This is a genomic window from Bifidobacterium tibiigranuli, assembly GCF_022655035.1.
GTDB lineage: Bacteria > Actinomycetota > Actinomycetes > Actinomycetales > Bifidobacteriaceae > Bifidobacterium > Bifidobacterium tibiigranuli_A.
Genome location: NZ_JALCUA010000005.1, coordinates 25,595 through 48,448, shown reverse-complemented (window position 1 = coordinate 48,448; position 22,854 = coordinate 25,595). Strand labels below are relative to the sequence as shown.

18 protein-coding genes are annotated in these 22,854 nt (G+C 60.8%); 7 read left to right on the top strand and 11 right to left on the bottom strand.

Annotated features, from left to right (window positions below; all coding sequences use genetic code 11):
• Positions 1-128 precede the first annotated feature (128 nt).
• Positions 129-323 (bottom strand): 50S ribosomal protein L28, encoded by a 195-nt coding sequence (gene rpmB / locus LKK40_RS06645; protein ID WP_152581262.1) that lies wholly within the window; start codon positions 321-323, stop codon positions 129-131.
• A gap of 259 nt (positions 324-582) precedes the next feature.
• Here rpmB and LKK40_RS06640 point away from each other — a divergent pair, with 259 nt between their 5' ends.
• Entirely contained in the window at positions 583-1,638 is a 1,056-nt protein-coding gene (locus LKK40_RS06640) for a PfkB family carbohydrate kinase (RefSeq protein ID WP_304309972.1), read from the top strand.
• Between the two features lie 64 nt (positions 1,639-1,702).
• On the opposite strand, the gene LKK40_RS06635 is transcribed toward LKK40_RS06640, so the two are convergent.
• Positions 1,703-2,995 (bottom strand): lactonase family protein, encoded by a 1,293-nt coding sequence (locus tag LKK40_RS06635; protein ID WP_304309971.1) that lies wholly within the window; start codon positions 2,993-2,995, stop codon positions 1,703-1,705.
• A gap of 385 nt (positions 2,996-3,380) precedes the next feature.
• On the opposite strand from LKK40_RS06635, the gene LKK40_RS06630 reads away from it, so the two are divergent.
• Both LKK40_RS06630 and LKK40_RS06625 read left to right on the top strand, forming a co-directional pair.
• Positions 3,381-4,634 (top strand): DUF2974 domain-containing protein, encoded by a 1,254-nt coding sequence (locus tag LKK40_RS06630; RefSeq protein WP_304309970.1) that lies wholly within the window; start codon positions 3,381-3,383, stop codon positions 4,632-4,634.
• Between the two features lie 152 nt (positions 4,635-4,786).
• Positions 4,787-5,560, top strand: coding sequence for a mechanosensitive ion channel family protein (locus LKK40_RS06625; protein ID WP_304309969.1), 774 nt, complete (start codon positions 4,787-4,789; stop codon positions 5,558-5,560).
• A gap of 61 nt (positions 5,561-5,621) precedes the next feature.
• Here LKK40_RS06625 and LKK40_RS06620 read toward each other — a convergent pair whose 3' ends face one another.
• The 4 genes from LKK40_RS06620 to LKK40_RS06605 form a co-directional block, all read right to left on the bottom strand.
• The gene (locus tag LKK40_RS06620; RefSeq protein WP_304309968.1) at positions 5,622-6,710 is read right to left on the bottom strand and encodes a CPBP family intramembrane glutamic endopeptidase; all 1,089 of its coding nucleotides are present in this window, start codon (positions 6,708-6,710) and stop codon (positions 5,622-5,624) included.
• A gap of 235 nt (positions 6,711-6,945) precedes the next feature.
• Entirely contained in the window at positions 6,946-8,130 is a 1,185-nt protein-coding gene (locus tag LKK40_RS06615; RefSeq protein WP_304309967.1) for a D-alanine--D-alanine ligase family protein, read from the bottom strand.
• A 399-nt stretch (positions 8,131-8,529) separates the two neighbouring features.
• On the bottom strand, positions 8,530-9,525 hold the full coding sequence (locus LKK40_RS06610) for an NAD(P)H-dependent glycerol-3-phosphate dehydrogenase (RefSeq protein ID WP_304309966.1): 996 nt from the start codon (positions 9,523-9,525) through the stop codon (positions 8,530-8,532).
• 84 nt (positions 9,526-9,609) lie between these two features.
• On the bottom strand, positions 9,610-10,503 hold the full coding sequence (locus LKK40_RS06605; RefSeq protein ID WP_304309965.1) for a lysophospholipid acyltransferase family protein: 894 nt from the start codon (positions 10,501-10,503) through the stop codon (positions 9,610-9,612).
• Between the two features lie 214 nt (positions 10,504-10,717).
• Between LKK40_RS06605 and LKK40_RS06600 the strand changes: the two genes are divergently transcribed.
• The 3 genes from LKK40_RS06600 (at position 10,718) to LKK40_RS06590 (ending at position 13,958) form a co-directional block, all read left to right on the top strand.
• The gene (locus tag LKK40_RS06600) at positions 10,718-11,407 is read left to right on the top strand and encodes a TetR/AcrR family transcriptional regulator (RefSeq protein ID WP_304309964.1); all 690 of its coding nucleotides are present in this window, start codon (positions 10,718-10,720) and stop codon (positions 11,405-11,407) included.
• A 180-nt stretch (positions 11,408-11,587) separates the two neighbouring features.
• The gene (locus LKK40_RS06595; protein ID WP_304309963.1) at positions 11,588-12,973 is read left to right on the top strand and encodes an MFS transporter; all 1,386 of its coding nucleotides are present in this window, start codon (positions 11,588-11,590) and stop codon (positions 12,971-12,973) included.
• A gap of 127 nt (positions 12,974-13,100) precedes the next feature.
• Positions 13,101-13,958, top strand: coding sequence for a DUF559 domain-containing protein (locus LKK40_RS06590; RefSeq protein ID WP_304309962.1), 858 nt, complete (start codon positions 13,101-13,103; stop codon positions 13,956-13,958).
• Between the two features lie 744 nt (positions 13,959-14,702).
• On the opposite strand, the gene murA is transcribed toward LKK40_RS06590, so the two are convergent.
• The 4 genes from murA to leuC form a co-directional block, all read right to left on the bottom strand.
• Positions 14,703-16,028, bottom strand: a complete 1,326-nt coding sequence (murA, locus tag LKK40_RS06585; RefSeq protein ID WP_152581239.1) for a UDP-N-acetylglucosamine 1-carboxyvinyltransferase — start codon at positions 16,026-16,028, stop codon at positions 14,703-14,705.
• A gap of 290 nt (positions 16,029-16,318) precedes the next feature.
• Positions 16,319-17,437, bottom strand: a complete 1,119-nt coding sequence (locus tag LKK40_RS06580; RefSeq protein WP_304309961.1) for a diguanylate cyclase — start codon at positions 17,435-17,437, stop codon at positions 16,319-16,321.
• A gap of 503 nt (positions 17,438-17,940) precedes the next feature.
• Positions 17,941-18,672: a 3-isopropylmalate dehydratase small subunit gene (leuD, locus tag LKK40_RS06575; protein ID WP_304309960.1), complete on the bottom strand. Its 732-nt coding sequence runs from the start codon at positions 18,670-18,672 to the stop codon at positions 17,941-17,943.
• A 246-nt stretch (positions 18,673-18,918) separates the two neighbouring features.
• Positions 18,919-20,322 carry a 3-isopropylmalate dehydratase large subunit gene (gene leuC / locus LKK40_RS06570; protein WP_304309959.1) on the bottom strand — a complete coding sequence of 468 codons (1,404 nt, stop codon included), beginning with the start codon at positions 20,320-20,322 and terminating at the stop codon, positions 18,919-18,921.
• A 150-nt stretch (positions 20,323-20,472) separates the two neighbouring features.
• On the opposite strand from leuC, the gene LKK40_RS06565 reads away from it, so the two are divergent.
• Positions 20,473-21,300: an IclR family transcriptional regulator gene (locus tag LKK40_RS06565; protein ID WP_304309958.1), complete on the top strand. Its 828-nt coding sequence runs from the start codon at positions 20,473-20,475 to the stop codon at positions 21,298-21,300.
• 137 nt (positions 21,301-21,437) lie between these two features.
• Here the strand turns inward: LKK40_RS06565 and LKK40_RS06560 are convergent, their stop codons facing one another.
• The gene (locus LKK40_RS06560; protein ID WP_304309957.1) at positions 21,438-22,781 is read right to left on the bottom strand and encodes a metallophosphoesterase family protein; all 1,344 of its coding nucleotides are present in this window, start codon (positions 22,779-22,781) and stop codon (positions 21,438-21,440) included.
• Positions 22,782-22,854 lie beyond the last annotated feature (73 nt).

Below are 22,854 nucleotides of genomic sequence, written 5' to 3'. Positions count from 1 at the left end.
GACATTTACCGCTGGTAATTGTCACAAACGAGACAGAGTCCCCGATTCTCTAGCAGGTAAGTGGCTTGGAATACACAAAACCCCGGGGGCTTGACGCCTCCGGGGTTTGAATCGCGATTGCTCGCGACTCACGCGGCCACGCGCTGAACCTTGCCGGCCTTGATGCACTTGGCGCAGACGCGAACGCGGACGTTCTCGCCGTCAACCGTGGTACGGACTGGCTGCAGGTTCGGGCGGAAGGTGCGCTTATTGCGGATATGTGAGTGTGAAACGGTGTAACCGGTTTGCGGTCCCTTGCCGCACACTGCGCAACGAGCTGCCATAATGGACTCCCTAATTCTTTGACTTGCAAGTCTTGGCGATCAGCAATCATACGCATACACGCATGCTGTTGAACGCACAATCACACAACTATACAGCTAGGGCAGACATAACGCAAATTCGGCAGCCTTGCCGTCCGCGTATCGCCAAAGCCTGCCGAGCGTTCAGCTTACCTTCATATGCTCAGGATATAAAGGAAAAAACCGCAGGTAGGGCCATATTCGATATACGAGTATGGCCGTCATGCCGAAGGAGGTTGCAATGCTGCACGAATTCATGCCACACGCGTTCACGAGGCCGACCCGCCCGCAGGCCGCTTCGGTGCTGTCGCTCGGTCAGATATGGGTCGATGTCATGATGGATGTCAACGAGATGCCGCCTTCCGGAGGATTCTCCGTCTCGCAGGAGGTCAACGCGACTATCGGCGGCAGCTTCCGCGTGTTGCAGGCCGTGAGCCGCATGGGCTCCCCTGCCAAGCATGCGGGCATCATCGGCAGCGGCATGTGGGGCACCGCCGTACGCGAAGCCTTGGCGCACAACGGGATCGATCATATCGGGCAGGATCGGCTGGACTCAGATACCGGATTCAGACTGGTGCTCAACGACGGCGAGCACAAGACCTTCATCGCGACATACGGCGCGGAATCGCAGGGTGACGTCAGCACCTTCGATGCCATCGAGCCACGAGTCGGCGATGTGGTGCATATCAGCGGCAACACGCTGATGGATCATTCGTCGTCCGGCATCGAAGCGTTCTTCGCACGCACGGCGCTCGACCCCGACGACCGTCCCTATACGCTGGTGATCAATCCCACGAACGCCTTGGAGCTGGTCAGCGAGCAGCTGCTGGAAAATGTGGTGCTGGCCCGCCCGATCTGGTCATGCAACCGGCAGGAGGCGCACACCTTGGCTGAACGGCTCGGCGTGCCGCTCAGCGACGCCAAGAAGCTCACGGTCGGAGGCGCTTTCGACGAAGCGATGGAAGATCTGTGCGGCTCACTCGGCGAAACCCTGCGAGCGCCCTTGATATTGCGCGCCGGCTCGCACGGCGCCTGGGTACGCGAGCCGGGAGGCGCTGTGACGCATGTGCCGGGATTCCCGGTCAAGTCGGCACACACCCGCTCGGCCGGTGCCTGCCACACCGGAGCCTTCTGCGCCATGCTCGCCCAAGGCTGGTCGATGCTCGACGCCGCGCATATCGCCAACGCCGCCGCTTCGCTCGCTATCGAACGCAATATCGCCGGTGTGCCCGACTGCCCTGACCGTCAGGACGCGCTGGCGCTGGCCGAAGGGCATGGGCAGGGCGAGAGCGAATAACGGGCACGCAACCGGGCCAGGTAGACCAATCAGCCTGGCCCGAAGAGTCCCGTCCCGCGCGTTCTCACACCCGCACTATCACCGTGGGCGAGTCAGCGTCGAAGCGGGCGCATTCGCGCGGCTCGCCGGTCGCAAGAAGCTCGAATACGGCGATGTTATTCGAGGTCTCATCCGCTGCGAACAGCAGCGCGTCAAAGGCCACGAGCTGCCGGGGTCTCTTGCCGCCGCACAATATGCCGCAGCCGCGCCAGCCGGGCGTTTCCGGCTCGGCAAGGCGTGCGAAGCGCTCTCCATCCCAAGCCAGCGTGATGATGCGCTCCGATCCACGCAGACCGATGTAGGCGAAGCCCGCAGCGGTTGGCGCACTCCCTCCCGAGCGTGCAGAGCCGGAGGAACGAGCAGCGCGTGCAGAGCCGTCAGAGCGAGCAGCGAGCGCGGCAGCCGATGGCACATAGGCCAACGATGCGGCTTGATCGCCGGTGTCGCCGCCAAGATCGACGGTCTGCACAACACGGATGCCGTCGCTGCCCGCATCACGTCCACGTTCATGTTCACTCTCATGCCCGTGTTCAGCGGAGCTTCCCGAAACGTCATCGCACGCCAGCAGCGTAACCGAGTCGCCCCATTCGCCGACCACTGCGACGCGCCAGCCGCCATCATTCGCGGGCATGAGGTGCATATCGCGCGGCCCGGTGCCAGGAGCAAGCATCACCGCACCGACGCGACGCAGCACGCCATGATCCCACTGGTGCACGTAGATTCGATCAGCTCCCAAGTCGGTGGTGAGCACGCGCCCATCCGGCAGCGGCAGCACCCAATGGGCGTGCGGCCCGGCCTGCGCCGGCAATGGGCCATGTCCCTCGCTGCGCAGCATCTGCGTGCCCTGCATCGTGCTGCCATCGTCGCCAATCGGATGCACGGCAATGCTCCCGTCGCCGTAATCCGCAACGACAAGATGCCGCTGGCCTTCACTGTCCACGGCTACTGCGGCATGGGTCGGTCCATCGCCCTGCACCGGCACCCGGCGCAGTTCTCGCAGTCGAAGCCCATTATCATCGCGCTCGATACGTAGCGAGGCGATCTCGCCGGTGTTTTCCAGCACCGCGTACAGCATGTCCCCGTCGCGTTCGAGCCATGTGGGCGACGGCAGGTCGGCCAGCACATCGTGCCCAAGCACGCGGATAGTGTCACTGTCGTTGCAGCCGTTCCCGTCCTCAGCCCCACACTCGACTTCAGCCTCATCTTCGCATTTAGCTGCGAAGGAAGCGTTGTGCGCATCAACCGTGAACGCGAAACGCTCGATGCCTTTGCATGTCTGGCCATTGAGCGGGCCGAACCCGCCGACAAGAATATCCATGCGTTCATCGTATGCCTGCGCAGCGAACGGAGCGATTCCACCCGACCGCCGACACGAGCGGTTCCACCGCATTGCGAGCAACAAACTATCGCAGTTCTTTATGGTTTCGCGCTGTTACGTCGCGCTGCACTGTCGCATCGTTTCACTGTCACGTCACTGCACTGTCGCGTCACCGTTCTGCTACCCAACTACGCCACCACCTCACTATGCTGTTCTCGATGCCGCCGCCCTCGATTCCGCCGACAGCAATAACGCTGCCCTGTGCACCGCACGCACCACCTTTATCGTCGCGCCTCCGCGCATGCCGTCACCGCTACCGCGTCAAACCCACCGCGCACACGGTTATGTGCAGCGATTATCATCACAGATAATGCAGGAGGCTGTCATGGGCAACATCAACGACTACACGCGCGAAGAGACGCACGACCTCTCCGAGCGCCCTTTCAACGCGGTCGACGCGCTGGTGCTGGCTTCCCTCGCATATTGCGATGTGCCCGACGAAGTGCCCCGACTCAGCGACATCATGACGAAATACGGTACGCTTGCTGCCCGCGCGCGGCTGTTCGATCTGCGGCATCCAATCGCTTCGCTGCGAACACTATGCAAAGCCCCCTTCGAAGGCCCCACGCTTGCTGAAGTGAACGCCTGTCTCGTGGAGTGCCGCGCAGAACCTGCCGACTCCAATCAGCCCAATCAGCCTAATCAGCCCACTCAGATCGATGTCGCCGGATTCGCCGACCCACAGCTGACCAACGAATTGTATGCGGCGGCAGCGAGCTCCCCGCGCTTCGCCGGAATACGGATCTCAGCCTATGATCAGCGCTTCAGCGCGCAGCGCCAGACGCAGTTCGCCGCCGAGACAATGCAGCTCCCCGACGGCACGCTGGCCGTCGCGTTCCAAGGCACCGATGACTCCTTCGTAGGGTGGAAGGAGGACTTCAACATGGCCTTCCAGTACCCGGTGCCTGCGCAGGAAGCCGCCAGCGATTACCTGCAGTCGGTCGCGCGGGTGTGGAACGGGCCGATAATGCTGCTCGGACACTCGAAGGGCGGCAATCTCGCCGTTCATGCCGCCATGAATGCCGCCGACGACATCCAGAAGCGGATCGTGCGCGTCTTCTCGCTTGACGGCCCCGGTTTCCCATCCGAGGTAGTGACCAGTCCGCGCTATCAGGCAATCGTGCCGAAAGTCGAGAAAATCGTGCCCGATTCATCCATAGTCGGCATGATTCTGGAAACCCCGGAGCCCTGCGTCGTGGTGCGTTCCGACCAGAAGGGCATCATGCAGCATATGGCGTTCTCCTGGCAGGTGCAGGACGGCGCTTTCGAAGTGCTTCCCGCCATCGCGCCCAGCTCGCAGTACTTCAACACATCGCTGAACGAGTGGCTGGGCAGCCTGTCGCACGAGCAGCGCCAACGCGCCGTCGACGCCTTGTTCTCGATTCTCGCCGCAAGCGGCACCGACCATTTTTCCGGCGTGCTGGGCTCCTTGCCCAAGGCCCTGCCCGAGATGATCGGATCGTTCGCCGGGCTTTCGGACGAGGACCGGCGCAACATCCTGTTCGCCGCGAATCTGCTCATCAGATCGACATGGAGCTATCGTTGGCGCGCCCAGCGCGGGAACGGAAGCGATGCGTAGCACGGATTGTCGGCGCTCGATGCCCCCTTCGGATATGCTCGACGGTAGTAAACAGACGCTCGGCGCACAGCGGCTTCACACATCCGACAGGACGAAACCGACGCTATGAGTATTCCAGCCTTTCAGGCGAGGAACCACGAGGAAAGGACGCTATGGAAACGATGCTGAACTGGCTGTCGGCGCACGCGGACAGAATCGTGCTGCTCGCGGTTGTGCTGGTGGCCGCGCTGATTCTGGCAAAAGTCACCAGTCGGCTGCTGCGCAAGTTCCTGGAACGCTCGAACGTGCCCAATGCCTCGATCTTCATCAATCTGGCGCGCCTGATGATCTGGCTGTTCGCGGCCACCATCGTGCTACGACCTGTGTTCGGCATCAATCCGACGACGCTCATCACGGCGCTCGGCGTCGGCGGCCTCGCGCTGTCGCTCGGTCTCAAGGACACCATAGCCAACGTAATCGGCGGCTTCGGGCTGATGCTCGGCAAGGTCGTCACCCCCGGCGACATCGTCACCGTCTCGGGCGTGACCGGCACGATCAAGGACATCACCTGGCGCCAGACCGTTGTGGAAGAGCGCGGTGGCAACGATCTGATCATCCCCAACTCCGTGCTCAACACCTCGCTGCTCGAACGCATCACGCCGGCGGCCGAAAGCTGCGTAACCATCCCCTTCACCGCCAAAGCAGGAAGTGACCTGAGCGATATCAGCAGGCGCATCGCCGCATCGGTCGAGCGTGCTACAGCGGACGCCACAAGCCCTGGCACTTCGGCGGTGGTGAACTTCACTGGATTCACCCCCTACGGCGTCGAGGGGCAGGTGCTGCTCTTCGCCAAGCCCGGCGTGCTGCTCAGCACCGTGCGCGACAAGGCCGTGCGCGCCCTAGCCGACGCCGAATTCATCGAGCAGCGCGCCGCCATCGGTCAGTAAAACAGGGCATTAGCTGCGTTCTCATGCTGCCGGACGCTGCCGGGCCAAATCCCGTTATTTGTCACCCGCGGAAGAACAGCTCCCCGACCATCAGCGCCACGCACAGCACGCCGTAGGCAATCATGCCGGGGTTAGTCACCGTGCGCAGACGGGTTCCAGGCAGCAGCTCTTCGGGAGTGATGTAGAGCTCGAAGCGCTTGCGCCACACGATCAGCAGGACGATGCCCGCCACGACCAATGCCAGCAGCGCCAGCCCATACAACGTGACCCCGGCGAGACCTGCGATGGACCCCTGATCGATGGATTCCAGCTGCTTGAGCGATTCCGACTGGTTCTGCATCTGCGCACCCGCCGATTGCAGCGATTCGAGCGCCTTAGGGTCGAACTGGCGCATGATCCACGGTGCCACCACGCCGCCGTTGCAGTTGATGATCATATGCATCGCAATCGAATAGCGCAGGCGCGAGGTGCGCATGTAGACGTAGGCGAACACGAGCCCGATGCCGAATGCGTAGAAGAACTGGAACAGGTTTCCATGGAAGAGGGCGAAGGCGAGCGCCGAAATCACGATGGCCGTCTTCTCGCCGTAGCGCCGCAGCCGATCGATGATCTGCTTGCGGAATATCCATTCCTCGAACACCGGCGCGATAAGCACCATGAACACGAACGCCGCCAGCGGGTCGAGCGAGGACGCGAGCTGGCTGACGTTGCTGACCGCAGTGCCGCCTGACAGCAGGGACGAAAGCACTATCCCGACGAGGCTGCCGGCGTACATGATCGGCACGCACATGACTAGCAGCGCGAAAAACTGCTTGCCGCCCAGAGAGAAGCGCCTTGTCGGCAATTTCGGAACCTTGCGGAGCATAGCCACCGCGATGGGCATCGCAATCACGTACAGCGGCCCGTTGGAGGCCAGCAGGTTCACCCAAGTAGGAATGTGCTTCGCATCGATGCCCAGCGAGGGCAGCGCGAACTTAAGGCTCAAGGAAATCGCAAGACTCAACGCGAACCACACGACCAGCATCACGCTGAGCGCGACTCCCACCGTCGAGAACCGGCTGCGGGCATGCTTCCACCACGGCGAACCGAGTCTAGGATCGTAGGCATACGCGGGCTGGTTCTTATCCTCCGGGCGGCTTTTGTGGTTCATAGTGCGTTCTCCTTGGGTCTTGCGTCTCGTTCTCGCGGTTCGTTGCGGCGTCTCGTCATCGCGATCTGTTGCGGTTCGTCAGTGCATTGCATTCGCGCTTGCACCCAAGCATCGGCCCTGCGTTTGCGTTTATGTTTATGCTTGCCTAAGCATAGTCACGATCACAGTTTGCCTGCTGACTGGGACTGAGGCTGAGACCGATGCTTGTGCGCTTGGGCTGAAACCTGGGCCAAGGCTACGCGGGGTCAAGCGCGCTCTCGATCAGCGTCGTAATAAGTTTGCCATAGTTGACTCCGGTCGCCTCCCACGCCTTGGGATACATCGAAATCGGCGTGAAGCCGGGAATCGTGTTGACTTCGTTGACGACGATGCTGCCATCCGCGCCCACGAAGGTGTCCACGCGGCTCATGCCGATGCCATCAACCGCCTTGAATGCTTTAATGGCAATCTCCTGCACGCGTCGCAGCGTTTCGGCAGACAGATCGGCTGGCACCTGCACATGCGAGGCGCCGGAATCGATGTATTTGCTGTCAAAATCGTAGAACTGGACGTCGCCGGATTCGCGCCGGTCCAGCACGATTTCGCCCGGCCAGCTGGCCAGAGGCTCCTCGCTGATTCGCGACGCAAGCACCGCGCACTCGATTTCGCGGCCATCGATGCCTTGTTCTACCAGCACCTTCCAGTCGTGTCGGGACGCCTCGCGTACTGCGGCGGCCAGTTCGGCACCGTCTCCTGCACGCTCCACCTTAGTCACGCCGAAACTCGAACCCGCGCGCGACGGCTTGACGAACAACGGGTAGCGCAGTTTGGCCGCACGCACTTGCGCGAAGAACTCCTCGGCTGCCGAGTCGAATGAGCTGGCGGTCGTATAAGGGCGCGTGTCGAGAGTGACGTCGGGCGCGACCGGTATACCAGCGTCGGTAAGCAGGATTTTCGTGAAATGCTTGTCCATGCACACGGCGGAAGCGAACACGCCGCAGCCGACATACGGCACCCCCAGCATCTCAAGCAGGCCCTGCACCGTGCCATCCTCGCCGTATGGGCCGTGCAATATCGGCAGCACGGCGTCGATATGGCCCAGCGAAGTCAGCGTGCCGTGCTTGTTCGTGCTACTTTGTCCTTGCACACCGCCGTCCGGGTTATTGCGCGCGAAGAAGCCATCGCCTCCCAAACCCATATCCAGCACGACGCGGCTCGTGCCCTCCCCAGCGCTCACGACAGGAAGCGGTTGTTTTTTGAAATCAAAGTCACGCGGATCCGTGCAGCCAGTCAGCCATTCGCCTTGCTTCGTGATGCCGATCGGAACCGCCTCGAAACGCTCCTCATCCATCGCGGCCAGCACCCCAGCAGCCGAAATGCACGAAATGGAGTGCTCATCGGCCTTTCCGCCGTACAGCACCGCAATGCGTTTCCTGACCATGTCAATCCTCACGAATCCGTACCGGCCGCCGCAGCCGCAGCAGCCAACCTCCCCCATGCGGGGCCTTGCCTCGTTTGCTTCGTTTGCCTCTGCCAGCCAGAATACTCAGCCCGCTGTCGTTTGGGGTTTCTCAGGCCTATGCAGCATGCAAGGTTCATGTAGGGCTCCCACCATACCAGCCCGATATGCCCTGCTACGTTTCTGTTGGGAACCCAGACTGCGGGATTGCGATCTTTCCTTAAGTTACTCGCGATTATGTCTGCTTGCCCCTGAGAACCTTGCCGAATTGACCATGCTTCGAGCCATGCTTCACGCAGACTCTGTGGAGTTACCTTGGTCTTACAGCTCCCAGCCGTCTTCAGTTCGCAGGCATTATCGAACTATGTCATGCACCAGCGATTATTCTTCGCTGATATCGGCGCTGAACAGCTCGGCGAGCATCTGCGCGCACGAGATGCCCTCGTCCAGTACCCGGCTCATCGCACAAGCCAGCGGAGTGGGCACGCCAAACTTGCGACCCAGTGCTACGACGGCATCGGTTGTGGGCACGCCTTCGGCCACGCCGCTGCTGGCGGCCGTTGCCTCTGCAACGCTCATGCCTTTGCCTAGATTGGATCCAAAAGTATAGTTGCGACTCAGCGGCGAACCGCAGGTGACAATCAGATCGCCGACGCCTGCCAATCCGGCAAAGGTTCTCGGGTTCGCCCCGGCGGCCTCGCCCAGCGCCGTAAGCTCCGCGAGCCCGCGCGTTTCAATCATGGCGGCGGTGTTCTCGCCGTATCCAGCTCCTCGGGTCATGCCGACCGCGAGCGCCACGACGTTCTTGAGCGATCCGCACATTTCCAGCCCAATCACGTCAGTGGTGACGAAGGTCTTGAAATATTCCGTAGCGCAGGCGGAGGCGACCGTATGTGCCACGTCGATATCCTCGCATGCGACAACGGTGGCCGCAGGCTGGCGGTCGGCGATTTCCTTGCTCAGATTCGGGCCAGATACGGCGGCGAAGCGCTCGGCTGGCAAGGCAAGCGCCTCGCGCACCACCTCGTCCATGCGCTTGCCGGTATTGCGCTCGATGCCCTTCATCAGCGAGACGACGATGGCATTCTCAGAAATCAGGTCTTTGAACGGCTCAAGCGCTATCCGAGCGAACTGGGCGGCTATCGCGACCACGACGATGCGCGCACCGCGCACCGCCTCGGCCCGGTCTCCGGTCGCCGTCATATTCTCGGGGAGACATTCGACGCTGGGCAGGCGGACCGCATTATGATGCTGATCTCGGATGCCTTGCACGATCTCAGGTTCGCGCGCCCACATCGTCACGTCATTGCCGGCATCCGCAAGCACTTGACCGAAGGCCGTGCCCCAGGCTCCCGCGCCCAACACCGTGATCTTCATACCTCGCTCCTTCGCGCCAGCGGACGTATCTATGCCTTGTTATGCTACCGCCCGCCTTGACTTTGCATTGACCTTGCCGAGTCGTTAGGCGGATAAACGCGGCTTTCGGCTCATCGTGCGGAAGTCCCAGTATCCCTCGGCGGGCGGCTGCTCGCCGCGAATCTCAGTCATCACGGCTTCCATGCGCTCGCGCACCCGCCCCGCCAGCTCATCGGCCAGCGCTGCCGGTGGTTCTTCGCCCCATTGAGCCATGTCGCTAAGCAAATCGGAATAGTCAAGCTGCGCGTCGTAGCACATGACGACGTTCTTGCGCGGCCACGGCCACCAGTGGTTGATGCTTGCCGCACCCCAAGTGACCGCGCAGAACAACGGCACCTGATGGCCCAATCGGCGCGAGGCCTCGAGCGCGATGATGCCGACGCCGTTCTTCATGCTCATCGGCCATTTGAGCGGATCGCGGGTCAGCGTGCCCTCCGGCCAGATCGTCAGCGGGCGACCAGACGTGAGAATCCTAACGGACTCCTCTTCGATAACGCGCGCCTTGCCGCTGCGCCGCGGCACCGGCTGCATGCCGACCAGCTGGAACCATTTGCCGATCACCGGCCAGCCGCCCAGCTCCGCCTTCGCCATGAACCGCGGCCGCCTGCCCATATGAAACAGCGTCATCATCGGCACGAACACGTCGTACATCGTCACATGCGAGGCCGCAGTAATAAACACACCGGTTTCGGGGATATGCTCCAACCCCCATGCCTGCACTTTGCTGTGCGTCCGCATCACGACCGACACTCCGGCAAGCAGGCGCTTGGTGCCTTTGGGATGCTGCGCCTCGATCTCAGCCGTATTGGGCGCATGCCCTTGGATGGGCGGCTCATACGTCGGGTCGACCAGATGATGGCGTTCGTTGAGTATACGAACCTGCTCATCGCTTAAGGGTTTCACAGCCGAGCGTGGAGACGGTTTTCCTTTGGAAGTCATGCCCCCATTGTGCCGCAAGCGCCGAACGAACCGCAGAAGTGGCCACGAGACAATCGCAAAGACATCAGAGACACTCTCAATTTTACATACCGACCGACGGTATGTATAGTTGCAGTTAGCAGCACCCGACGTCTGGCGTTTATACGTACGCCCCATCTCCGCCCGGCAAACAGCCGCGCACCGCGCAGCCTTGTTTCAGAAAGGAAGCAGCCTTATGGCACGCAATGCCCACCCGGAAGTCACCCGGCAGCGCATCCTCGATGCAGCCCGAGCCCAGTTCGCCGCGAAAGGCTTTGAGAAAACTTCCATCCAAGACATTCTCAATGAGTTGGGCGACCTTTCAAAAGGCGCAATCTACCACCATTTCGCCTCAAAAGAAGCTATTCTCGACGCGCTGAGCAATCAGGATATGGAATTCACCGAGAATATCTTCGCTCGCCTCGACAGCGACAAGACGATGTCCGGACTGCAGAAACTGCAGGAGACCATGCGCTCCACCATGCGCGACAAGCAGCATCTCACCGCCATCCGCGCCCTGCTCCCCCAGCTCGACGACCCCACGACGCTGGCCGCGAACTTGCGGCATTGGGGCAACGAGCTCTCGCAGCAGCTGCTCGTCTATATCGAGGAGGGCGTCGCCGATGGCTCCACACCGACGCAATACCCGCGCGAAGCGGCCCAGATGCTGGCTCTGCTGCCAAACTACTGGCTGATTCCGCACTTCTTCCCCGGCACGCCGAGCGAGCTGAGGCACCGTATCGAATGTCTGGAAGCCATGCTTGAAGCCATCAATGTGCCGGTTTTCGACGATGCGCTCATCGATGACTTCATGACCGGCATCGCCGTGCTTGCCGCGCCGAGCAACGAATCGACAGAAGCGCCGCAGATCGCAACGGAACAGTAAACGTTCTCGGCGGTCGGTCGGTCGTTCGGTCGGTTCGGTCGTCGGACGGCCTATTTCCCGCCACTCAGATCTCTCGTCAGTTATTCCTCCGCCAATCCAGCCTTCTTTTCAACTTCCCGTCTCATTCTCGATCTTTTCATCACTTCTATACATACCGTCGGTCGGTATGAAAGGATTATCATGGCATCGTCACGTCTCAATCCCAACCTCAGCCCCGCCTCTCACTCCCCACTCACCAGCCGCAACTTCATCCTCCTAGTTGCGGGACAAGGGCTCTCCCTCTTCGCCAACACGATGCTGCGCTTCGCGATGTCGATGTGGGTGCTTGACGAAACCGGCTCAGCCTCGGCCTTCGCCTCGATGCTCGCTGTAGCCGTCGTGCCGACGATTCTGCTGTCCCCATTCGGCGGCGTGCTGGCCGACCGCATCAACCGGCGCACCATCATGGTTGCGCTGGATGCGCTTTCCGGCACCTTCATCGTGCTGGCAGCCGTCTGGTTCGCCGCAGGCAATGGATTCAGCATGGTCGCGGTCAGCGCGCTCATGGTGTCGCTCTCCGTGCTCAGCGCCTTCGAAACACCGACCGTCCAAGCCGCGCTGCCCCAGCTGCTGCGCGATTCCGGGGAGACGACCATGCGCCGCGGCATGGCCATCGTCAATCAGGTTCAGCAGCTCACTTCGCTGCTGCCCTCCTTCGCCGGCGGAGTGCTGTACGCCGCATTCGGCATCCGAATGATGCTTATCATCAGCATCACGGGCTTCTACGCCACGGCAGTCCTCGAATGCTTTCTGCGCCTCGCGCCCCCACGGCGTGCAGACCGCGACGGTGCCGCAACCGCAACCGACGAAGATACGTCCAAGGACATACCCACAGCCATGCCCACGCCTATCGAAGACATCAAGGAAGCCTTGCGGTTCCTGATTCGCAAGCAACCCAACATCCTTAAGCTCATGCTGTTCGCCACCGTCGTCAACTTCTTCGTCAACGGCAACAGCTCCGTCGGCTTCACCTATATGGTGCGCGCCACGCTGGGCTTCAACGCCACCATCTACGGCATCAGCGAGGGAATCGTCGGCATCGCGGGAGTCGCGGGCGCCTTCATCACCGGCGCGCTGGCCTCGAAGCTCATCATCGAACGATTCCCGGTCGCCTGCTACGCCATTGCCGTATGCGTGCTGCCCTGCGCAGCGGCGTTCGCAGCGCCATTCAACGGTTGGACCAGGCTGGCACTGATCGTCGCCTCGTTCTGCGGCATGATCATCGCTGCCAGCTTCACCACCATCATCGCAATTCCCGCCATTCAGATGCGCACCCCAGAAGCGCTCACGGGCAAGGTCATGGCGATGGTTTCAAGCCTGTCGATCTGCGCCATGCCGCTGGGACAGATGGCATACGGCTGGGCCTACGACCACGTGCCCCCGCTATGGATCGCGCTTGTCACCGCAGCCGCCATAGCCGCGCTGACCCTCTGCGCCCGTTCGCTGTTCGCGCATTTTGATGCAGAAACCGAGCCGCACCATACCGCGCGCGGCAACTCCCACCATCAGTCTCCTGACGTTCCGTAACGCTGAAATCGCTCTGCACAACCGACTTCGAACACACAAAATCCTCGGCGTGTCGAAACCTCAAGCCTTCGACCACATAACCGCGATACGCATGACACGACCGAGCAACCTCCCATATGATGCCAACATGCAAACGACTTTCCGAAGCACATTCTTCACCCTCGATGAGGCGCAACGACTCGCCAGCGAGCAGCATCTGGCCTGCGCCGAAGCAGCCAGACGAACCAAGCGCACGCTCATTTTTAGCCACATCACCCTTCTGAGATTATGCGGCATGAGCGTCAACGTACCCAGCACTTTAGACAGCAGGCTGCTGCACGTCACAGCCAATTCGCAACAACGGCTCTCGCATCTGCGCGGCGTACAGAATCATTTATGGCCGCGCCCCATGACCCATACCCAGTTCGGCGACAATATCGCCGGAGTTTCGGTAGAGCAGGCAGTATGTCAGATGGGTGCCTTCTGCGATCGCGACTCGATGGTCATAATCATGGACTGGCTCACTTGCAACAATCCCGATTTGAAACAGACCACTCATGATAACTTGGCGGATTTCATCTATAGCATCGGTTCTTTCCGCGGAGTGCGAGTCTGCAAAGAGGCTCTTCCCCTCAGCATCGAGGGAACGGACTCTCCTCAGGAAACCTATATTCGTCTCAAGTTTCCCGAAGCCGGGCTCCCTATCCCGGAAGTGAACCCGACCATCATCGACACCGTTGAAAGCAATCAGTTCTCAGTAGATATGGCCTATCTCAAACAGCAGGTGATTATTGAATACGACGGGGAATACCACTACACCAGAGACCGCTGGACCTATGACCTCTATAAACGCAACAGATTGCAGAGTCTTGGATGGAAAGTTTTCACTGCAACAAAAGAAGTGTTTTCAAGCGATACAACGCTGCATAACTTCGTGATGATGGTTGCCGACGCTCTCGCTCAGGCCGACAAAGCCATTCACCAGTTCGGTCGCCCGAACTGGTGAAGCAGCGCACGAAGACCGAACTCTCACGTGCGTAGTCGAAACGAAATACTCCGCCCTGATGGGCAGCGAAAAGCACGGGGCAAGTCAAAATGCATCGATTTGCCCTGCAACCTCATTGATTAAGCACTTTTTTCGTCAATTAAGCACTTGCGAAAGTAGCCGGAAAATAACCTGCTCTCAAAACGGCTCAAATTCAACGTTTTCAAAAAGGCCCCACCTCTTAACATCCTCCGTAGAACTTCAATTTGAGCCAAATCTGCTTAATAGATTCAGGAACCCCGCAGATTGGCATCCGGTTCGCCGTAACCAGGTTCATTACCATTCGGTTCACTGATGTTCAGGCCATTGAGCATTGCGATTCCTTGCGCCCATGTCCTTCGCCCGCAAGCTGTGGCGATGCAATATCGTCCGCTCTTGAAATCTATTAAGCACATTTCTCGGTTATGCATGGTTTTTACCCATATGCTCTGAAAATAGATTATTCAGAAACGGCGTAATTTCAACGTTTTCATCACCTCATAAAACTGTGGCTACTTTCGCATGTGCTTAATTGACGAAAAAAGTGCTTAATAGATGCAAATCAGAAGGTTTTATGCTGCATTCTGCATCCGATATATCTGTGTGGCACCATATAGCAACCAAGGCAGCTTATTGGGGCACCCTATGCAGCTTGGATGCCCCGTATCTCGAATGTCTCAACGCCAATCGCCTGAAAACAGCACAGGTGCAGACACGCAAACACCGTTAGTCGATGGCGGCGTCGAGGGCGGTGAGCTTGCCGCGGAAGTCGGCGTAGCCACGGTCGATCAGGCTGATGCCGCGCACGTCTGAGGGGCCTTTGGCCGTCAGCGCCGCGATAAGGTGGCTGAATCCGCCGCGCAGGTCGGGCACGTCGATGTCACGACCTTCGAGCGGAGTCGGCCCAAATATCACTGCGGAATGCTTGTAGTTGCGCTGCTGGAAGCGGCAGGGCAATGACCCCAGGCACTCGCGGTAAAGCTGGATGGTCGCGCCCATCTGCACCAGCGGCTTGGTGAAGCCGAAGCGGTTCTCGTACACGGTTTCGTGCACGATCGACAGGCCGTTGGCCTGGGTGAGCGCAACGACGAGCGGCTGCTGCCAGTCGGTCATGAACCCGGGGTGCACGTCGGTTTCGAGGGCGACCGATTTCAGGTCGCCGCCCGGGTGCCAGAAGCGGATGCCCTTGTCGGTGATGTCGAACTCGCCGCCGATTTTACGGAATACGTTGAGGAAGGTCATCATCTCGGGCTGCGTCGCACCTTTGACGAAGATATCGCCATGCGTCGCCAGCGCCGCCGAAGCCCAGGATGCCGCCTCGATGCGGTCGGTCAGCGAGGTATGTGTGTAGCCCTTGAGCTCCTTGACGCCTTCGACGCGGAAGGTGCGGTCCACGTCAACCGAGATGATGGCGCCCATTTTCTGCAGCACCGCCACCAGATCCATGATTTCCGGCTCGATCGCCGCCCCGGACAGCTCGGTCCTGCCTTCGGCGAGCACAGCAGCGAGCAGCGTCTGCTCGGTCGCGCCCACGGAGGGGTAAGGCAGGTGAATCTTTGCGCCATGCAGTCCGTCCGGCGCGGTGATATGGATGCCGTCCTGATGCTCCTTGTCGACGTTCGCGCCCAGCTTGCGCAGCGTCTCAAGGTGGAAGTCAATCGGCCGGCCGCCGATGTTGCAGCCGCCCAGCTGCGGAATGAAGGCCTCGCCCAGCCGGTGCAGCAATGGGCCGGAGAACAGGATCGGGATGCGCGAGGAACCGGACAGCGTGTCGACATCGGCGACATCGGCCAGCTGCACATTCGTCGCGTCAATGGTGACGATGCCCTTGTCGCCATTGACATCCACATTCACGCCATGCAGGCGCAACAGATCGGAGACCACGTGCACGTCCCGAATCTCAGGCACGTTCTTGAGCACGGACACGCCCGGCGCGAGCAGCGCGGCCACCATGGCCTTGCTGACGAAATTCTTCGCGCCACGCACCTTGATGGTGCCATTCAGCGGTTTTCCGCCGACCACATGCAGAACATCTTCGCTATCTTCAGCCACTCTTCAGTCCTCTTTCATTCCCCACGCAGGTTTGCGGGCGGATATAACGCTAGCATTTAGTTTGCCACAAGGCTTGTGGGGGCTTGGTGAAATGCGCTACATACGCCCGCAGCCTAAACGACACGCGCCGATAGGCTGTCTCGTTTCCGCACGCGTTGCAATGCTGCAGTGTTGAGATAACCCAGCATCGCGATACCACAGGGATGCAACGCCGAGCGCAGTCATTCCCTGTGATACAACACCCTGGGCCGCAGCCCCACCTAAGTTTCCTTGCTATATTGCCGCTTGCATTACTGCTGCGCCGATTCGCCCTTAATTCGATGCGCCAGCTCACAGTCCCACATGGCACCGGTCGCGCTCATCACCGCATCCGCGCCAGCCGAGCGATATGCCTGATAATCTGCCGGACCCATGACTCCGCCGATGCCGATAATCGCAAAATCAAGTCCCAGCCGCTCGCGCATACCGGCGAGTCGACGAACCATGTCCAGCCCGGCGCTGCGAATGGCCGAGCCGCACACGCCGCTGCGCTCGCGCCCTTCGCCCGGCAGCGCCTGATTGCCCTTGCCGTCGACCAACTTCGCAGAAACCGTGTTGATCGTCGCGAACGCCTGCACGCTGCCGTGCGCGGCGGTTTCGCGCACCATGCGTTCCAAAGCCTCATCGCTGGGCAGATACGCCAGCTTGATGATCAGCGGCATGTCGCCGATCTCGTTCTTCACAGCCTGCGTGATTTCGCCAACCAAGCGCGGGTCATCGCACAGCAAGCGGTTACGGCCTTCATTGGGGCAGCTCGTGTTCATCTCCATGAGCTGCGCCCCGGTTTCCCGAACCAGCTTGGCAGCCGTCACATGGTCGGCGATGTACTCGCTCGTCGTCATGCCCTCATGCCGCGAGCCTTGGAAACTGGGAATAAGCAGCTGCCCAGACCCTGCTGCAGCGATGGCGGCACGCATGTCCGGCTGCCATTCGTCCGGGTCGCGCGAGGGTACGCCGAAAGAGTTGGAAATTGACAATGGCCGCTCGAAGCGGCTGTCCGCCAGCACGCCTTCGTCCAGTTCGGCGTCGCCCGGAGTCAGCGTGCTCGTACGTGGATGCACCGAGAGCACATTGGGGAAAGGATTGCAGTCCCAAGCCCGGGTACGCACGGTCTTATAGACGGCAAGATCGAAGCCCATGCGGAACGCCGCCGTGGTGAATCGCGAATTAAGGAGCGGGCCAGCGGGGATACCGAAAGGCAGATTGACTGGGAAGCCGAGGAAGTTCACGCTGTGTTCGGATACAGACGACCCGGTAGGCTGGGACGACTGTTCGGCAAGCACACCGCCGAATGCGCCGAACGGGCCCCGCTCGTAGTTCTCGGCATAGCTAAGGTTCACATCGTAGAACGGCTCGGCATACTCGGCCATGACACACTCCTATAGATTTTTGCACCAGTATAGGAGAACGGCGCTACGAACAGCAGAGGATGGGTCTGATGGAGACAATGACTGGCTGTGAGCAGATTCACCGGGGCCATCCAACTCAATGACGGTCCCGGTCCTGCAATCACTAATCGCATGCTACGCAATACTCGGTGCGCGCAGACATCAGGCCACCCATTTCAATGACGGTCCCGGTCCTGCAATTTTTGACCGCCTGCGGCATAGACAATGACTGACTATGCGTGGATTCATCGAGACCATCCATCTCAATGACGGTCCCGGTCCTGCAATCACTAATCGCATACTATGCAATACTCGGTACCCGCAGACACCAGGCCGCCCATAACTACGACGGCCCTGGTCCTGCAATTAGGGACCGCCTGCGGCATAGACAATGACTGACTACGCGCAGACTCACCGAGCCCGCCTATCTCAATGACGGCCCTGGTCCTGCAATTAGGGACCGCCTGCGGCGGGCTCAATATTGGCTACGCCGCTCGTAGATCGCGGCGCAGCTCGGGACCAGTGGACAGCGCACCGCGCTGTCCACTGATTGGTCCCGACCATTCACCCTCATCTTGTTCTCTGGCGGAGGCGATGCGGTGTTCGGGCATGTGCTTGGCGGGGAGGGTCTTGGGCTTGAAGGGGAAGCGCTCGGCGCGCAGCTTCTCGTAGGCGGTGATATCGTCCTCGTGCTGCAAGGTCAGGTCGATGTCGTCGTAGCCGTTCATCAGGCGCCAGCGCGTGTAGTCGTTCACTTCGAAGGGCAGCGTCACGTCGCCGCAGGTCACGGTGCGCTCGATGAGGTCCACGGTCATCGAACGACCCGGCTCCTCTTCAAGCAGCTTCCACAGCAGCTCGATGCTTTCTTGCGGCATGATTGCAGCCAGCACGCCATTCTTGGCGGTGTTGCCGTAGAAGATGTCGGCAAAGCGCGGCGAGATGATGACCTTGAACCCGTAGTCATGCAAGGCCCACACGGCGTGCTCACGCGACGAGCCGGTGCCGAAGTCCGGCCCCGTGACCAGAATCTTGCCATTCGCATATTCCGAACGGTTGAGCACGAACTCGGGGTTGCGCCGCCACGCATAGAACAACGCGTCGTCGAAGCCGCTCTTGGTCACGCGCTTGAGGAACACGGCCGGGATGATCTGGTCCGTATCCACATTCGAACGACGAAGCGGCACGCCGACACCGCTCACCACAGTAAGTTTTTCCATAAATCTCCACGTCCTTTGACGTATCCGTTTCGCAGTTTTATCTAGCTGAAACCAGCCGAAATCGAATCTGCCCGATTCCCTGTCCAGTCCAGCAAACGCGCCGCGCGAATCCTCTTCTACAATCCTTACCAGCCATACGGCCTGCTGGCAATGGTTTTCTCGTCAGACAGACCATATCGGCCGAAATCACATAGGCCGAAAACCACCGCCCGCCAGAACCGCAGGCCACACCGCCGAAAGCTGGCTTTACAAATCTTCCAGGCTTGAGATCGTGCCGCGAATCGCAGTCGCAGCGGCCACGATCGGCGAGGACAGATGCGTGCGCGCACCCTTGCCCTGACGGCCTTCGAAGTTGCGGTTCGAAGTCGAAATCGAGCGCTCGCCCGGCACCATCTTGTCCGCGTTCATGCCTAGGCACATCGAGCATCCGGCGTTGCGCCACTCGGCTCCGAAATCGGTGAAGACCTTGTCAAGTCCCTCCTGCTCGGCCTGCAGCCGCACGCGCGAGGAGGCAGGAACGACCAGCACGCGGTGAATCGACTTCGCCTTGTGGTGGCCCTTCATGATCTTCGCCGCCGTGCGCAGATCCTCGATGCGGCCGTTGGTGCACGAGCCGATGAACACCGTATCGACCGCGATATCCTTGATCGGCATGCCCGGCGTCAGCCCCATGTACTCGATGGCCGACGTGGCCGAAGCCCGCGCATTGGCATCCGGAATCTGCTCCGGCACCGGCACATTCGCAGTGATCGGCAGGCCCTGGCCGGGGTTCGTGCCCCAGGTCACGACCGGCGCGAGGTCGCTGGCATTCAGGTTCACGGTCCTATCGAACACGGCATCGTCATCGGTCTTGAGCGTCTTCCAGTATTCGAGCGCCTGATCCCACATCTCGCCTTCAGGAGCGTGAGGACGACCCTTGAGATATTCGAACGTCGTCTCATCCGGCGCGATCATGCCAGCACGCGCACCGCCCTCGATGGACATGTTGCACATGGTCATGCGCGCTTCCATCGACAGCTTGCGAATCGCCTCGCCACGGTATTCGAGCACATGGCCCTGGCCGCCGCCGGTGCCAATCTTCGCGATAATCGCAAGGATGATGTCCTTCGAAGTAACACCAGCCGGCAGTTCGCCGTCCACGTTGATGGCCATCGTCTTGAAAGGCTTCAACGAAAGGGTCTGCGTCGCCATCACATGCTCGACCTCGGAGGTGCCGATGCCGAAGGCCAGCGCGCCGAAAGCCCCGTGCGTCGAGGTGTGCGAATCGCCGCACACGATGGTCATGCCGGGCTGCGTAAGTCCCAGAATCGGCGCGAAGGCGTGCACGATGCCCTGATCGGCGTCGCCCAAACCGTGCAGACGGACGCCGAACTCCTTGCAGTTGCGTTCCAAGGTCTGCAGCTGCAGTGCGGAGGTCTTGTCCGGATTGGGGCGGTCGATGTTGACCGTCGGCGTGTTGTGATCCTCGGTGGCGATGAGCTGGTCGATGTGGCGCGGCTTGCGACCGGCGAGCCGCAGCCCTTCGAACGCCTGGGGACTGGTCACCTCGTGCATCAGCATCAGATCGATGTACAGCAGATCAGGGGCGCCGTTTTCTCCCCGCCGCACCAAATGGTCGGCCCATACCTTCTCAGCCAATGTGGTTCCCATGTAGTCTCCTTTTGGACTCGCCATACACGGTTTTGCGCCTGAAAACATTTCGGCTGTGCGTCTGAACACAGCCCTTCCACAACCGAGTATGCGAGCTTGCAGCGCGCACGGACTTTTGCGTTTCGAAATATGAGATGGCATAATCCGAATATGACTTCTATTAGCACCAACACCGACGAGTTCGATGCGCAGATCGACGATGATGCCGCGCGCAACGGCCACGGCGCGACCGGGGCTGCCCACGTGGATGACGGAGAGATCCATTCGGGAGTCGGCGTGCTTGACAAAACCGTCAAGATCCTCGACGCCTTGGAATCGGGCCCGTTGACGCTCAGCCAGCTGGTCGCGGCCACCGGTCTAGCGCGCCCTACCGCGCACCGGCTGGCGATTGCCTTGGAACGACACCGTTTCGTGCTGCGCGACACGCACGGGCGCTTCGTGCTGGGCTCGCGTTTCGCAGAGCTAGCCACAGCCGCCGGCGAGGACCGTCTGTTGACTGCCGCCGGGCCTATTTTGCAGACGCTGCTCGACCGCAGCGGCGAATCGGCGCAGATATATCGTCGTCAGGGCGACCAGCGCGTATGCATCGCCGCCGTGGAGCGGGCCAGTGGGCTGCGTGACTCGATTCCCGTAGGCGCGATGCTTTCGATGGAGGCTGGCTCGGCAGCGCAGATCTTGATGGCATGGGAGGATCCGGAGCGGCTGCATCAGGGGCTGCTTCACGCCAAATACACGGCCAGCCGTCTCGCCGCCGTGCGCAAACGCGGATGGGCCGAGTCAATCAACGAGCGCGAAGAAGGCGTGTGCTCGATTTCCGCGCCGATTCGCAACGCTTCCGGGCAGGTCATCGCCGCCATCTCCATCTCCGGCCCCTCCGGTCGCATGGGTTCCGCGCCGGGCCGTCGCTACGCGCCGCTCGTGATGACCGCAGGCAAGTACCTGACCGATGCGCTCATGAAGGCCAGCGTCAATCGCTAGACATGCGGTGACAGACTTGCAATAACTGGAATGAAAGGGCCGCTGCCTTGGAGAGGGGCGGCCCTTTCATTCCAGTTCTACTATTGCGAGTTCGTCATTGCCGCCCTGCGCTGCTGACACTATTGGCACTACTGATATCACTGACCAATACCGCGCAGTCGCTTGGCGATGCGCGAGACCAGCCCCGGCTTGCGCAGCAGGTCCATCGTCTCCCCCGGCGAGGCCGCCGTGTCGTTGAGCGCGTAGGTATAGGCCTTGCGATTGCTTGGTTTGCCGACCAGCTCACCGAATTCGAGCAGCTGCGTGCGCGGGGCGAAGGGGTGGCGGATATCGAATTCGAACAGGCGGGCGGCGCGCTGCGCGGGTGCAGGACCGTAGGAGCCGAAGCCACAGGTCGGGGTCGCCGCCAGCAGGATGCCGTCGAGCGTGCCAACGAAGCGATTGCGATGGTCATGCCCGGCGCTGAGCGCGAAGCATCCCTCGCCGTCCTTCATCAGGTCGAATTCCCCGCAGTCGTGATCCGGGCAGCTCACGCCTTCGCCGAGGTAGCTGCCAGGCAGCGTCTTGGTCTCATCGATGACATAATGATGCCCCGCGAAGGCGCGGTAGCCTTCCACAGCATGGTCGGCCGTGGCCAGCACCTCCTTGAGCAGCTCGTAATGCTGCGGCAGCGGGAAGTGCTGGAAGACCATCGAGCGCACGCCCAGCAGACCCGAAATCGAATGCAGGAAGGTCAGCGCCCGGTCGGATGGCACACCGTAACCGCCCAGCGGCGAGTAATCGCCCGAGTCCAGCAGCACCAAGGCGATGACGGCACGTCGACGCTCCGCATCCAGCACGGGCAGCGCGAAGGTGCCCGGCTCACATGGGAAAATCCGCTGCTCAGGAAGCCCGGACGAGGGCTGAATGCGCGGATGACCGGGGCTTGCAGCCGTAGACTCGGGATTCAGACAGCCGGGAAACTCGCGGTAGATTGCGTCCAATTCCGCATTGTCGAGACCGCATTGAAAGTCATGATTGCCATAGGTCACGGCCCACGGAATTCCACGATCGATAAGTGGCTGCACAAACTGTGCGATCTGCGAGCGCACCAGTCCCCGCGTATGCTCCAAGTCGGCGGCAAAGCGATCGGCATTCTGCGTCCTGACCCGATTCCATGCCACAGTCCAGCGACGCTTGCGGAAGGTCGCGGCGTACGCGGTGTCATAGCCGGCGATCTGATTGCCCGAAAACACGACGACATCCGGCCGCGCAGCGTCGAGGCAGGCACCTATCAGTTTGATGGTGTCCTTGTCAACTTTGGGCCCGTCCTGGATGTCCGCCAATTGCAGCACCCGGAACTTGCCCGAATTGTGGAATTGCAGCCGACCAAGCCGCGCGGACACTGACAGCGGCCGCCAGTCGCCCTGATGCGCGGATTGGGCCTGCTGGGCATGTTGGGCCGGCATCGTCGTCGGCAACGTTCGCTGCGTTTCGTTCATATTCACCACCATAGTGCAGACGCAGTGCAACTTAAACACAGCGTGACCTCAATGACAGCGCAGCCTAGCCGCA

Bases quoted from the DNA above. Each gene is read 5' to 3' on its own strand.
- rpmB (WP_152581262.1), bottom strand. From the start codon at position 323: ATGGCAGCTCGTTGCGCAGTGTGCGGCAAGGGACCGCAAACCGGTTAC.
- LKK40_RS06640 (WP_304309972.1), top strand. From the start codon at position 583: ATGCTGCACGAATTCATGCCACACGCGTTCACGAGGCCGACCCGCCCG.
- LKK40_RS06635 (WP_304309971.1), bottom strand. From the start codon at position 2,995: ATGGATATTCTTGTCGGCGGGTTCGGCCCGCTCAATGGCCAGACATGC.
- LKK40_RS06630 (WP_304309970.1), top strand. From the start codon at position 3,381: ATGGGCAACATCAACGACTACACGCGCGAAGAGACGCACGACCTCTCC.
- LKK40_RS06625 (WP_304309969.1), top strand. From the start codon at position 4,787: ATGGAAACGATGCTGAACTGGCTGTCGGCGCACGCGGACAGAATCGTG.
- LKK40_RS06620 (WP_304309968.1), bottom strand. From the start codon at position 6,710: ATGAACCACAAAAGCCGCCCGGAGGATAAGAACCAGCCCGCGTATGCC.
- LKK40_RS06615 (WP_304309967.1), bottom strand. From the start codon at position 8,130: ATGGTCAGGAAACGCATTGCGGTGCTGTACGGCGGAAAGGCCGATGAG.
- LKK40_RS06610 (WP_304309966.1), bottom strand. From the start codon at position 9,525: ATGAAGATCACGGTGTTGGGCGCGGGAGCCTGGGGCACGGCCTTCGGT.
- LKK40_RS06605 (WP_304309965.1), bottom strand. From the start codon at position 10,503: ATGACTTCCAAAGGAAAACCGTCTCCACGCTCGGCTGTGAAACCCTTA.
- LKK40_RS06600 (WP_304309964.1), top strand. From the start codon at position 10,718: ATGGCACGCAATGCCCACCCGGAAGTCACCCGGCAGCGCATCCTCGAT.
- LKK40_RS06595 (WP_304309963.1), top strand. From the start codon at position 11,588: ATGGCATCGTCACGTCTCAATCCCAACCTCAGCCCCGCCTCTCACTCC.
- LKK40_RS06590 (WP_304309962.1), top strand. From the start codon at position 13,101: ATGCAAACGACTTTCCGAAGCACATTCTTCACCCTCGATGAGGCGCAA.
- LKK40_RS06580 (WP_304309961.1), bottom strand. From the start codon at position 17,437: ATGGCCGAGTATGCCGAGCCGTTCTACGATGTGAACCTTAGCTATGCC.
- leuD (WP_304309960.1), bottom strand. From the start codon at position 18,672: ATGGAAAAACTTACTGTGGTGAGCGGTGTCGGCGTGCCGCTTCGTCGT.
- leuC (WP_304309959.1), bottom strand. From the start codon at position 20,322: ATGGGAACCACATTGGCTGAGAAGGTATGGGCCGACCATTTGGTGCGG.
- LKK40_RS06565 (WP_304309958.1), top strand. From the start codon at position 20,473: ATGACTTCTATTAGCACCAACACCGACGAGTTCGATGCGCAGATCGAC.
- LKK40_RS06560 (WP_304309957.1), bottom strand. From the start codon at position 22,781: ATGAACGAAACGCAGCGAACGTTGCCGACGACGATGCCGGCCCAACAT.